Raw genomic sequence first — 12,982 nt, forward strand, 5'->3', positions numbered from 1 at the left:
AAAGCAAGAACATTGGTAGTCTCGGTCATGGCGTATCGCTCTCCTCGAGAGGTTCTGGCAGGCTCGTCACCCGCCTCGATACGCCGCCTTCCTCACACCGTCATCACCCAGATTCCGCCATAGCTCTATTGGAGGCGGGCTGACTACTTTGCCAATACCGCATTAGGAGATCGGCGATGTTTTTCATGGCGTACTCTCTGCAGTCAACTGTGGCAGTGGACACCAATTACTAGAGTGGCAAGGCGCAGGGGAATCAGGAGAAAGGCCCGGCGGTCGCTACGCCGCCGACCTTGCCCTGCAACTGCCGCCTCGGGGGCGGTTCCGTTGCTTTCACTCTGGTTCGTAGGTAGCACCAGGCAGTCGGTTGGCGCCATTGTGCGCGGGTATCAAGTGAGCATATTTAGGTTGGGTCGGACTAGCGCGCTAACTCCGTATCGCTGTCCCTGGGCACATGGGTGAAAGTCCTCGTGATGGGATTTTGTCGGCGGCTTCGCCGCCCCGGCAACTTAGCTCGTCGGTTCATCTTGGCCGCAGGCATTCCCCGCGAGTGCTTTGTCCGAATGGTCGAGGATCTTGAGAGTGTCCCAAAAACGCAATGCGCCCCCTACCAGAACCAAGCGCTTGAGTCGTTTTAGGTCACATGATCTACAATGCGCCAGAGTTGACGTCCAAGCACCGAGGCCGACTGACTGGTGCCAGCAGTCCGATGAGTTTAAGTGCAGCTGAAAACATGACGACTCGTCTGAACCCATTCCCTCCCGGTTTAAAGCCGCGCGGGGCATTTTTTGGGGCGGTCAGTCGGTTGCGATTTTATTAGATTGGTTCGTCATGACGCGCACGAGGCTGCGTCATGATCTCTGTATCTGGGATGTCGTCGCGCTGCGCTTCGGTGAGGGTGCTCTTACTGACGCCGGCCTCTGTCAGTCGCCGAGAGGGAGAGAATCCTTGATTCGCTTTTATTTCCACCCGACGCCCAATCCGGCAAAGATCGCGCTGATGCTTGAAGAGGTTGGCCTGGCCTACCAATTGGTGCCGGTTGATACCAGCAAGGGCGAACAGCACTCGCTTGAATTTCGCGCCATCAATCCGAATGGCAAGGTGCCGGCCATTGTTGACACGGAAGGACCAGGCCGGAAAGAAGCGCGAGTTTTCGATTCCGGTGCGATCCTCCTTTATCTTGGAGAGAAGACGGGATCTTGGAGAGAAGACGGGGCGTCTAGTTGGTTCACCTACTGATAGGCCGGAGCTGCTGTGCTGGCTCTTTTTTATTGCATCCGGCGTCGGGCCATGGCGATTAGGGTGAGGTCCACTTTCGCGGTCCAGTCGCGCATCCACTGGTAGGCGCTGGTGGGGTAGGGCGGCTGAGGCTCTGGCAGGGAATAGGCGAGTTCGCACTTCACACGCCGGACAATCTGCGCGATAGAGACCCCGTCCTGCTCGAGATAGGGGATCGTCGTGCACGCAGAACAAGATGCTGCTGCGCCCAACACAAAGAACGCTCGTCCCAAGGTTCCTTTCATCCCGCGACCCCAATCGTTTAGCTTCGCCTAGACAATGTCCTCACTTGGTTGCGGCTTTCGCGGAAACAGTAAGATAGATCGAGGTCGTGCCTTGATCGGGAATCGACACTCTGACTTCGAAAGTGTCTTCCCGAAGAGGAGCAACGAGAGCCCCACGGAACTCCAAGTGGTTATCGCTCCGGGAGGTCGCCTCCGAGACGTCGATGCGCGTCGTCGACGTATCGCCCACTAATTCGGTGGTTGGATTCACTGTGCCGGAGCTGATGCTTTCAGCGAACGTCATATCGATGATGAGGTTAGCTTTGCTGTCGGGGATTGCAACCGGAGGGTCTATCCTGGTCGATACGCTCGACAGATGGCGTGTACCGTCGGCAGTTTCGATCTCTCCCAAGGTGGGCGCCGCCACGGGCGGTGCCGTGCCGGGCACGAGCTCGCGCGCAATTCGGCTACGGACATACTTGTCTGCAAAGATCGTCGAATGTTCTACGAAGGACGGGTCGGTCCCCTCCAGATTTTTGAAGTTTGCTGCAGCGCTCCAGATTGGAACCGTTCCGTCGCCTCTGCTGCTGGTGAATGACCAACTGTCTGGACCAGCCGTGCGGTCTGGTGTGTAGAGCCACAATTTGGTGTCGATGACGTCGCCGGTTACCTTAATCTCTTGCACGGTCGGCGGCGTGGCCATTATCGAACGGAGCTTGCCGGCGTTCTCCAACCCGGAAGCAAGCACTTGTCGACGCGCGCCTCCGGCTCGATACTCCGCGGGAAGCCAGGTGCCCTTCCAATTGTCGGGATCAAGAATGTCGTACGGCGAGAATTTGGCTTTAGTGCCTTCCCTGCAGCAGTCTACGTATGTCGGAAACGATTCATAGATGGAAGGAAAGGAAAGCGTAACGTGCCGGATGGTGCCTAGGCCACCGGCGACGAGATTAGCGAACGTGCCCCATCCGTTCGAGATTGTTTCGAGCGAATTCATGCTTCCCAGGAATGGCGTCCCGAGATAGATGACCTTGTGCGCCTTGGCGGCGCCGCCGTGTTGGTTCATCCAGATCCTGGTCACCACGCCGCCTATGCTGTGCGCGACGATATCGAAATTCCCGTCGCGTAAGAGCGGCGTGTCGTGCACGAAGCTCTCCAGCCGCGTAGCTGTCTCAAAATTGCTGAGGCGCCAATCGTACGGGAAAATGAACAGCGTCTTGCCGTTTTCAAAGCCAAGATCGTGCAGTAGACCGATCAGATCGTCGTACTGATGGATGGTCCAGAATGGGCCCAAGACGTTGATGTTCGAGATTAGGCCCGTGACCTTGAGTCCGTTTCCTCCTGCTCCAGGCGGGATATCGAGCTTCGCATAGTTTGAGAGCGAATTTCGGTCGCCGCAAACCGTATTGCCCGCGCCATCCGCCAGTTTGGATCCCAAGATCCCCGGAATGAACAAAAGGGGCCTTTGAGGGCCGTCCGTCGCATCGCTGGTGCCGACAACACAAATTTGCAGCAGGCAACGCAGGCGAATATGAAGAGAACACGCATTTTCATATGAACTGATCCTAAATCGTCGCGTGCAGTAAAAGATACTACCACAAGCATAATTCAACCGGTGGTTTTGCAATGGCTCTTTCCTGAAGCTTGGGGTAGCGCCAAGCGATGACGGGCTTCTCGTTGACCCCTGCCGGCCCGCGCTGCTCGGCGCCGCTGAGCGCGCGGAATCCGAACTGCTGCGCGTCGGCGCTGAATTGGGGCAAGCATCAGATCAACTTGAGGGCAGCGTACGTAAGCTGATCTGTAACAAGCTCACCGACTATCCGCTAAGTGGCTACGGCGTCCAGGAGCATCTGAGGCGAACCGCAGCGATCCTCAGCTCGGCCGATCTGTCCGAGCACTTGCTCGTCACCTACATTGACGACGTCGTATTTAGTCCGGCAATGCGAAAGTATTGTGGGTCAGGTTGAAGCCGTCAGGGCCGGCCATGGCGTCGGAATTCTCCGCGGCTACGCTGCGCCGCGGTACCCCGAACTGCGAAGGGTTCTTCCGCAAGAGTCATTCTTACGAAGTTATTAGCCTGTGTCTCATCCGGTCACACCCGACGCGCCGCGTGTACGCGCGGTCCATCGGGTCATCACATTCGCCATTCGCCAAGCACAAGTGCGAATTCCTGGTACGGTGGGCTGATCCGAGAAAGGAGGATTGACCCCGTCCGCGGGGCGTCCGACTCGTGGCGAAGCTGAACGTGCGGGCACATGTGTCGCCCGTGGCGGATCATTAGGCAGAGAACAATCGATGCAGCGTGGTGAGCAGAACTCGGTTATGCGACGATCATATAGGAGTCGCGACTCACAATCAGACGGTGCTCGGTGTCCACGGCGACCTGTACGTCGTAGCCGACAACGCCAGAGCCCGGCCGCTCGTCGCCATCGAACGGCTGTCAGGGTCGATAAGCGAGATTTGCTGGTCAGGCGACGCAAGCATTTGCTTCTCGTAGACGGCAAGCTTGCCCATTTCCTCCTTCAGCTGTGTCAGTTTCTCGTAAGTCTCGTCACCTTCGTGACCAGCGCCTCCGTCGGCTTCTGGCGATCGGCCGTGTCAAGTTGGCTCAGATAGCGCGCGACGCTCTCCTCCAACTGAGCACGCCGTCGCTCCATCTTCGCGCGCGTGAAGTCCTGTCCCGGTTGTTCACGGCCTTGAACTTGCTGCCATCGATGGCGACGCTCGCCGTCCCCAGCAGACCCATCTCTCGGCAGAGTTCGACGAAGCGCGCACATACCCTGCGCAGCGCCAGGCCGTTGTCCTTGCGGAAGTTCGCAATCGTCTTGTGATCTGGAGCGAGCCGACCCAGCAGCCACATCACCTCGACATTGTGCCCGGCCTCTCGTTCCAGCCGCCGGCTCGACTGCACCCGGTTCAGATAACCGTAAATGTAAAGCTTCAGGAGCACCGAGGGATGGTACGACGGCCGACCGGTGGCCGCCGGCTCCACACCCTCAAAGCCCATCTCAGCCAAACTGAGCGCATCTACAAATACGTCGATCACGCGAACTGGGTTGCTCTCGTCAATGAAGTCATCGAGGCATTCGGGCAACAGCGTCCGCTGCCCACGATCCGCCACTTCAACGAAGCGCCTCATGGATTCCCCGAAAGAATCACAGGAGAATCAACAGCAGCTCAGTATTTTCACACATGGGGTAATTCCGGGCCAGAGCCATACTGAGGCTCTGAGAATCAGCTCTCCAGGAATCGATGAGGCTCACCTCTTGGGCCCCTGCAAACAGGAGAGCTGCAATGGAGCATTATGTCGGACTGGACGTGTCCCTGAAGCTAACGGCGATCTGCATTGTTGATCGAACGGGAAAGATTCGACGTGAAGGAGTGGTTCATTCCGACCCGGAAGCGATTGCAGCATTCGTCAAACCAAATGCGCCGCATGTCGCGCGGATCGGACTCGAAACGGGGGCAACGTCGACATGGCTGTGGAACGAGTTGAAGAAGTTGGGGCTGCCCGTCATCTGCATCGAAGCCAGACACGCGAAGGCCGTTTTGAAAATGCAGATCAACAAGAGCGACCGCAACGATGCCGTAGGCATCGCCCGCATCATGCAATGTGGATGGTATAAGGAGGTGTGCGTCAAAGACCTCGACAGTCACGCGGTCAAGACTCTCCTGGCGAGCCGGGCTTTGCTCGTCAAGATCAAGCGGGATCTCGAGAATCAAATCCGCGGGCTCTTGAAGAATCTTGGGCTTGTTATTGGCCCGGCGAAGATGAACACATTCGCATTGCGTGCTGAAGAGCTCACCGAAGAGCGGCCGGAACTCGCCGTTGCGGTAACGCCGCTACTCACCGCCCGAGTGGCCATCGAGCAGCAGATTGTGGAGCTCGACCGTAAGGTCATGAAGCTCGCACGCAACAATGCTCAAGTGCGACAGTTCATGACGGCGCCGGGCATCGGCCCTGTCACGGCGCTTTGCTTTCTTGCAACGATCGATGACCCTAGGCGCTTTAGAAGGTCAAGAAGCGTCGGAGCCTATGTCGGATTAACGACCCGACGGTACGCTTCCGGCGAGATCGACTGGACGGGTCGAATCTCGAAGTGTGGCCACAAGATGTTGCGTAGCTATCTCTACGAAGCAGCCAACGTACTGCTCACCCGTGTAGCAAAATGATCGGTGCTCAAAGCCTGGGGCATTCGGCTCGCGAAGCGAAGCGGACTGCGCAAAGCCAAGGTTGCCGTTGCCCGAAAAGTTGCTGTCATTCTGCACCGGATGTGGGTTGAAGGTATCGACTTCAAATGGTCATCAAAGGAGACTGCCGACCAGACGGTCGGATCCCGCCGACCTGCGGCGGCAGCCTATGTCCCTGCTGGGACGCTGGCGTTGGTGCGATCACCCCTGGCTTTGCGATGCTCAAAAGCAAGCGCGCTTCACACATTGATCCGCCAGCGTCATCCTACGCCATTATGCGGAGGGCATGCCCCTACCGCGGAGAGAACCAGGAACCGGCAAGGATGTGTTTGGAGAGTCTTGACCGCAGGCCCGGAATTAGAGAACAGCCAGGGTCAAGAGTCACCGGGAACCCACTCCTGCCTCAGCTTTGACACTATCAGCTTTTGCTGATGCCTTTCGGCTTTAGTCCGCTTGATCTCCACTGCTGTCGTCACTGCACCATAGCTTCCTCGGCCTGCCGGGTGCCACTACCAGATTAGCAGCATGAAGCAGAGGCTCGCAGCGCATATGTAACTTAATCCAATGCACTTCGTTTGAGGACAGCATCGTCCGGAATCTGTTCAATACGAGGCAGGGCTTCTGGTAGCTGACCGTTCATGGTCGCGCTACGCTCTGATGGCCTTATAACCCTAGCTAGCATCGAAGCGAGCCGCGATATGTGTTTCGTTACGGAGGCGACAATTTTAGGACGGGATAAGGGTGTCAGGCATCCCCAGTACAGCGGCTAGAGAGCAAAACTGATCGGAGTACCAGTTTGTGGTGCAGGAACCGCTTGGCCGATCGCGAGCGCTGGCAGTCTTAAGGCGCCGATCCACGCACCGCCAGCAGTCTTTCGCAAATAATTCCGTTGTCATCGACCATGAACACGCCTCGCGAGTCTACGGCTTTGGCTGTTTTCGACTCCCGATCTACCTCGTCGCTCGCCCTAATCCTGTCCGGCCAGGCAGAGGGACTAGCAAGTTTCCGTTCGGTGGCTCGCAACATCAAATCAGCTTTCTCGCGGCGAGAAGCGCGCAATTCTTGTTCAAATTCCGACAGCGGCACAAAGCCCGTCGGGTTCAAAACACTGGTCGCCGTGGAGTGCCGTCGAGTTCATGCGCAATCAGGCGCTTAATGCGCGCAGACGATGCTGGCACGGACGTTGCTACCAGGGTGCAGCAATACTGAATGAGTGCTGAGTGCATATAGACGCGAGACGAGCGATGCTCTCCTTCCCTGGGCCCACGTGGCCCACTCCTGAGAAGAACTTGTTGCTTGTGACTTGGAGCGTCATCGCGCTGAGCGCGGCGGCACCGACATTCGCCGCGGAGCTCGCTGGGCAGCCCGTCGGCACCAAGGCACCACCTCCATCGGTCGCGGCCGCGATCAGAGATCAGCTAGCGCAAAAAGTCGCGCAACCTCTGGCAATAGCTTTGGAGAGCAACATGGTGCTGGGCTTAGAATCCCCAGCTCCTCCGATCAAGGTGGAGAGCTGGCTGCGTGGCCAGCCCCTCACGAACTTCCAGCCCGGGAAAGTGTACATCGTCGAATTTTTTGCAACTTGGTGCGCGCCGTGTGTGGCGGCGCTGTCCCATCTGGTGCGGCTGCAAGAGATATACAGAGATAACGGAGTTGAGGTTGTCGGAATAGCAGCTCGTGAACGCGCTCAAACAGCGGACGAGGCCCGAAGCAAGTTGGACGCATGGGTGACCGAAAAGTTGCCGAATCTCAACTACCGGATTGGGTTCGACTACACAGGCGAAATGGACAAGCTTTGGATGGATCCCAGCTTTTCTATCGGGCTTCCGACCTCGTTCGTCGTCGACCGTGACGGCCACATCTTTATTGGTTTTCCGACGCGACTCGATGACGTTTTGCCGGAAATTCTGAGCGGCAGCTGGCGCGCCAGCGATGAAGCCAAAGCCGCCGATACATAGCGGCGCGAAATGACGCGCAAGCGAGCGCTGACTAAGCTGATGTTCGCCAAACTTGCGCCAGCGATGAATGCGCGGGATTGGGCGAAGGCGCTTGCGGCGGTCGAAGACGCCGTCGCTGTGATGCCGGACGAGCTTGACTTCCGCGTGCTCCACGTGGGCCTTTTGCTTCACAAACTGCGCGACTTGCAGACCGGCTTGCCGACCATGAGGCAATTAGTTCGCGACGCGATCGACAAAAAATCCGAGCTGTGGATGGCCGGGGCGCTGCGGCAGCTCTTCGATCCGGCGAATGACAACTCTCACTTCCCGTCGGCCGAGCGCCTTGCAATAGGCAAGGAGTTGTCCGAACACATTCTTGCGCTGGATCCTCAGCAACGGGGCGGCGGCTTCAAGTTCCTGTCCTATGAGCCGGTCGCTCAGTATTATTATGAGAGCGGCAATAAGGATCGCGCGATTGAGTTGGTCGAGGTGGCGCTGAAGTCGCTGGAACGTCCTAAGCCTATCCCGGCTGAACCGAAACGCACGTTATCTCGTTGGTCCAAGCGCTGGCCAACTACAAGGGCAAGAAGGCAGGCTACGGCGCTCTTTGTGCAACTCCGCAAGACGGATTTCCGAAAACGTCAAAGCGATAGTCGGAATTGGTCACTGGGCGATCGTCTATTTCCCCGGCGGGCTAAATCTCCAGCCGCTGCACGCCGGAGAACCTTATGTGCTTTGCTGTGCTCTCGTCAAAGCTTGACTCAACCCGGCAGGCGAACGCCTGTTCGCTGCGAGCCTGCATTGCCTCATCAAGGACGGCGGACTGTCGGGCAGGAATGTCGTCCCTTGGATACGATGAAGGCTTCGGGGAAAGCCGACATGCACACGGCAAAGATGAGAGAGATGGGCTCCAGCTCATCTGCACAGCATTGAGCCAATGAGAAGGACACTATGTCATGGGACGCGTGAACGAGAAGGTCATTCTGGTGACCGGCGGAGCTCGCGGGATGGGCGAAGCTCATGCGCGCCTGCTGGTAGCCGAGGGCGCTAAGGTCGTGATCACTGATATTCTTCATACAGAAGGCGAGACTCTCGCGACTGAACTAGGCACCTCCGCCATCTACGTGCGTCAGGACGTCACCCAGCCGGCGGACTGGGCCAGGACGGTCGCGGTCGCCGAAAGCAGCTTCGGCGCGCTGCACGGGTTGGTCAACAATGCTGGGATCGCCAGCATGGCGCCGATCGAGCAGTTCCCACTGGATCAGTGGAATAAAACCATTGCCGTCAATTTAACCGGTGCGTTCCTCGGAATGCAGGCGGCTCTGCCCGCAATCCGGCGCGCGGGCGGCGGTTCGATCGTCAACATTTCATCGGTCGAGGGGCTGCGCGGCACTGCCGGGCTTCATGCCTATGTGGCTTCTAACTTCGGCGTGCGGGGAATAACGAAGTCTGCGGCGCTGGAGGCAGCCGCCTCTCGCGTCCGCGTCAACTCGATTCATCCCGGTTTCATCACCACGCCTATTACCGAGCGTTTCGATCCGTCCCTTTTCCCGATTCCACTGGGACGGGCAGGTTGGCCGCAGGAAGTGTCGCATGTCGTCTTATTCCTGCTCAGCGACGAGTCCAGTTACTTTACCGGTTCTGAGATCGTCGTCGATGGCGGTTTGACGACCGGCGTTCCGCATAGATGGCAAGCAGCCGAGAACATCTTTTGATGAATACCAACTGACAATCCGAGCTAGGACAACAAGACGCTGTGCTTTGCCATCTCCGACGTCGGTGGTCCTCCGACTCGGATAGTCAACGGTAACATCTCTGGCGGCGCATAGTTGGCGCGAGCAGCAGCGGCGGGCGCCCTCAAGGAGCGAAGACTGCTTGCAGCTCGAGCCGACGGAGCTGTTTTTGCGGACGCCGCATTGCGTGAAGCGAGCGAAAAGACCAGGTTCTGCCTGGGACTTCGCTTGAGGAAAAGAGCATTGGGGAGACCTATGCGCTTGTTGAACAATTCGACCAGGCTTGTGCATGGCATAGAGCAAAGCGCGCCGTGGGTTCTCGTGTGCTAACTGGTCAGCATAGGTCAGACTTTCCGGGTGGCAGCACCTTCGAACAGACGCACTTTGCGGTGCCAACACGCGAGGGGCACACTGCGCAATTGCTGTTATTTAGGCGGCGGTTCAGCGACAGCAGTTAGAGCAAGCGTTCAACATCGATTTCCAAGCGGAGTCGTTCGCCTCCGCTATTTAGCAGCGATACCGACGCCGTTACACAAAGCACGACTGCGATGCGCCAGGTCGATAGAGGGACGATATTGCTTGTAAGCACGCATCGCCGGAACGAGTTGCCTCTCGCAACTCAGTCCATCACTGCCTCTTTGCATTGAAGCTGTCGAACATTTTCCATCCGTCAATGAGCGATTTCGACCACGACTGCTGCGCGAAGTCCCATTGGCACTTAAGCGCTTCGGAAGAGCTTGTGCAGCCGGCAAGGCTCGTCAGGTAGTCGGCTTGGTCCTGGAGGCGGGAAGCTGCAAATCCCAATACTTCCTTTGCAGCCACCGCGGACATCTTCCTTTGCATTTCATTAAATGATCGTAGCAATTCGGGAGTAAACGTACCGTTGGATCCAGCTGCGTCTTCCTTTGCCATAGAGGTACTCCTAACGATCGGAATCAGTTTCCGGGTTCATTGCAGATAAAGTGAACTCTCGATTGAGGTTGAGTGAACCATGCTAAGCTATCTAAAAAGTTCGATCACTTCCTTGATCAGAATCAAACCGCTGGCGCTTTTTTGCTATGCGTTCCGACAGGGGTACATTCTCACCACTATTTTTCCGAACTGGAGTTAGCTTCGAGGACGGATTATAGATGGTGATTGAGTGAAGCAACCCTGATGGGACCCTTTGGACCGGGAGGGTCCGCAACTGCTACTGCCGCGGCCGGGGCGACAAGGCCATGCTGCGCCGCTGCTATCGGCCAACGCAATAGATCCGCACGGCATCTATTCGAGCCTTTGGAGGGCTTCTTCCTCCGGGTGCGAGAGGTGCTCAATAGCGGCGCCCGCGATGTCCACGCGTTCGGTCAGCGAGTGATAGAACTGGTCGGCCCGACGCGGGCGGCTGTGCGATGTGCTTTCCTGGCTTGCGCGGCAAGGATAGGCGCGTGCGGCAGTTCCGATCGGCGGACGCTGTTGCAGCCGGTTCGACAAGCGCGACGGGGACTGGCGGCTAGAGCATGTGGTGTTCGACCTAGTCGCAGCCTCAGACCGAGGGTCGCGCGCTGCGGCTCGCGCATACTGACTGGACCGCAGCGATCCGACGAGCCGATAAACCCTAGCCGAGCGCGCGTGGTTGCTCATCGGCGCATACTGCAGCGCTCGCGGAAGCGGTGTCCTGTGAGTTTTACTCGCACGCGCTCCGGCGCGCAGGCTCAATTTATCGGTGCGCCATCACGACCTAGGCTGGCCTTCTCGAAAGCCGTAATCGCTGGAGCCCTCGAAGTGATCGCGACGAACGTTGCTGCTTGCGCACCATGTCCTCGACGGCGCAACGAAGTTGCAAGTCAGGATCCATTAGCCGGGCCCGCTCGAAAACGAGCTGCCGCGGGTGTAGCCCAGCCGGGCCAACAGCAGCGATCGGAGGCAAGTTGCGTTTTTTCATCAAGCTATTGGATCGCTTTCTTGTGGTCGCGGCCGGAACGAGAAGCATTGAGGTCAGCATCCGGCGGACATTGTCCCAAATTAACTCCACATAAGGCCGCACCTTATGTCTGAAAGTAAAGCGGGAGGCCTGCGGCATCGTGACGTTGGATGCTCTCGCGGCGCTACTTTGCGGTTGCGCAAAAATCAATCTGGCTTCAGGCGACTTAAAAGCCGGGACGGATATTGATCGGGGATCGTTCCATCAGCACGGTGGGGATGCGTAGGTCGCTGCTTTCCCGAGTTGACGCAGATCAATGACTGTTCTGCGTACGGCGACTATCGTGGACTGTAATTACCATTCGCCCCGACCAAGGCTGCGGTTAGCAGGGTAGTGATGAGAACTCTTCGTCTTTGCGGGGGTCTTAACGTGCACGTGGGCCAGGGGTTCTTCGGGAAAGACTGCGAATCCACCCGGCTCGAATACGTCGATGTCTCGCCAGACCGGCTCTCCCAACTTCGTGCGATGCTGCAAAACGATGTCAAGGCGGAGCAAGTGCCAGGTCCCGTCGTTAGCTTCGCCGGGGCTGACCCAAGCCGCAGGAGTGAAAATGGCCGGACCGGACCCGAAGATCGACACGCTGCGCTCACTTTCGCCGCTAGCCGAAAGGTTCGCCGCCGTCTACGCGGAACTGGCAGCTATTGATTCTATGGTCGAGGACGCATTCGAGCGCCTCAAACGCAAAATTGCGTGCAAAGCTTGCAGTTCGGCCCACCGGAGCTGTCGTTCAGAGAGCGAGTGTTTGGCGTACCTTGAGTATATAGGGGGTTTAGAGGAGCAAATGGGCATCAATGAACTCTCGGCCAAGCGCGACCAAATCTATTCAAGGTTGGATCCGATCGTAACCGAGATTGCTCGTATTCACGCTCGCGATCTCGGGGATCTAGCACTGAAGGCAAATGCGCTCGCGTCAGCCCAATCGCACTTTTGGGAAAGCGCCCCAGAGGATCTGGAGTATATCGACATACTCTGCCGCGACTTGATCGAAAACATCTGCGCGCTGGCTGGAGTGGCGCTTGCTGCCAAAGAACTGGCCCGACGGAGGCATGGCAGTCCCCAAACGGACTGCAAAGCCTGACTTGTTAGGTGAACTGAAGGGCGTGGGCTCCCGCTCAAAATCCGAGAACCGCAAATATCACCATGATCGTCGGGACAGCGCCTGCCGTGACAACGAACGCACTAAACAAACGGTCATTGCTCGCCATGACACTCCATCCAAACAAATGTAGCGCATACAATATACATCCTATGCGCGAAATCTGCACTGTCATTATCCACGCATAACCGCTCAGCGGAAGTGCGGTTTGTGCCAACACCCGGTGCGACGCAATGTACGATTGCGGCAAAGCGGCAATCTGGGAAACTGAAGTTGCGGCTAGATCAGATTGCCCATGAGTGACCTTGTCTTAAGTTCACGCGAGAAGCGGCTTCTAAGGCGCTTAGCCGCCGGGAAAACCGGATCGTGAAATCGCCGCCCGTGTCGGAGGTACAGCCAAGCAAATTTCGGAACGCCGAGCCCGCTTACTCGGCAGGTTAGGTAGGGGAATCGCATATGGCCTTAGAGGGGTATTGCATAGCGGTGCGAATTGGATTCTTCGGGTGTTTTCCGATTCCCGAAGGAGACCAAGGTGCGCAATCTCAGGCGCATGTTTCGACCGCTCGAGG

8 protein-coding genes and 1 pseudogene are annotated in these 12,982 nt (G+C 57.5%); 6 read left to right on the forward strand and 3 right to left on the reverse strand.

All coding sequences use genetic code 11. The features are described 5' to 3' along the window. The first annotated feature begins 945 nt into the window (after positions 1–945). Positions 946–1,236: a glutathione S-transferase N-terminal domain-containing protein gene (locus I6F35_RS38655; RefSeq protein ID WP_225122831.1), complete on the forward strand. Its 291-nt coding sequence runs from the start codon at positions 946–948 to the stop codon at positions 1,234–1,236. Positions 1,237–1,560: 324 nt separating this feature from the next. Here I6F35_RS38655 and I6F35_RS38660 read toward each other — a convergent pair whose 3' ends face one another. Continuing rightward, complete coding sequence (locus I6F35_RS38660) at positions 1,561–3,123, reverse strand: hypothetical protein (RefSeq protein ID WP_225122832.1); 1,563 nt, start codon at positions 3,121–3,123, stop codon at positions 1,561–1,563. 720 nt (positions 3,124–3,843) lie between these two features. After that, positions 3,844–4,635, reverse strand: a pseudogene (locus tag I6F35_RS38665) (transposase); the annotation flags it as partial. Between the two features lie 155 nt (positions 4,636–4,790). Here I6F35_RS38665 and I6F35_RS38670 point away from each other — a divergent pair. From I6F35_RS38670 to I6F35_RS38680, 4 genes are all read left to right on the forward strand, one after another. Next, positions 4,791–5,669: an IS110 family transposase gene (locus tag I6F35_RS38670; RefSeq protein ID WP_225122833.1), complete on the forward strand. Its 879-nt coding sequence runs from the start codon at positions 4,791–4,793 to the stop codon at positions 5,667–5,669. A 1,316-nt stretch (positions 5,670–6,985) separates the two neighbouring features. Further along, positions 6,986–7,645: a TlpA disulfide reductase family protein gene (locus tag I6F35_RS40705; RefSeq protein WP_346283249.1), complete on the forward strand. Its 660-nt coding sequence runs from the start codon at positions 6,986–6,988 to the stop codon at positions 7,643–7,645. A gap of 9 nt (positions 7,646–7,654) precedes the next feature. Beyond that, positions 7,655–8,557, forward strand: coding sequence for a hypothetical protein (locus I6F35_RS40710; RefSeq protein ID WP_346283248.1), 903 nt, complete (start codon positions 7,655–7,657; stop codon positions 8,555–8,557). Positions 8,558–8,580: 23 nt separating this feature from the next. Next, positions 8,581–9,339: a glucose 1-dehydrogenase gene (locus tag I6F35_RS38680; RefSeq protein ID WP_225122834.1), complete on the forward strand. Its 759-nt coding sequence runs from the start codon at positions 8,581–8,583 to the stop codon at positions 9,337–9,339. A 645-nt stretch (positions 9,340–9,984) separates the two neighbouring features. Here the strand turns inward: I6F35_RS38680 and I6F35_RS38685 are convergent. Further along, a complete protein-coding gene (locus I6F35_RS38685; RefSeq protein ID WP_225122835.1) occupies positions 9,985–10,269 on the reverse strand; it encodes a hypothetical protein in 285 nt (94 codons plus the stop codon). A gap of 1,598 nt (positions 10,270–11,867) precedes the next feature. On the opposite strand from I6F35_RS38685, the gene I6F35_RS38690 reads away from it, so the two are divergent. Continuing rightward, entirely contained in the window at positions 11,868–12,395 is a 528-nt protein-coding gene (locus tag I6F35_RS38690) for a hypothetical protein (RefSeq protein WP_225122836.1), read from the forward strand. Positions 12,396–12,982 lie beyond the last annotated feature (587 nt).

Source organism: Bradyrhizobium sp. BRP22 (assembly GCF_020194175.1).
Lineage (GTDB): Bacteria > Pseudomonadota > Alphaproteobacteria > Rhizobiales > Xanthobacteraceae > Bradyrhizobium.

Coding starts and splice junctions, on each gene's coding strand:
- I6F35_RS38670 (WP_225122833.1), top strand. CDS start 4,791: ATGGAGCATTATGTCGGACTGGACGTGTCCCTGAAGCTAACGGCGATC.
- I6F35_RS40710 (WP_346283248.1), top strand. CDS start 7,655: ATGACGCGCAAGCGAGCGCTGACTAAGCTGATGTTCGCCAAACTTGCG.
- I6F35_RS38680 (WP_225122834.1), top strand. CDS start 8,581: ATGGGACGCGTGAACGAGAAGGTCATTCTGGTGACCGGCGGAGCTCGC.
- I6F35_RS38685 (WP_225122835.1), bottom strand. CDS start 10,269: ATGGCAAAGGAAGACGCAGCTGGATCCAACGGTACGTTTACTCCCGAA.
- I6F35_RS38690 (WP_225122836.1), top strand. CDS start 11,868: ATGGCCGGACCGGACCCGAAGATCGACACGCTGCGCTCACTTTCGCCG.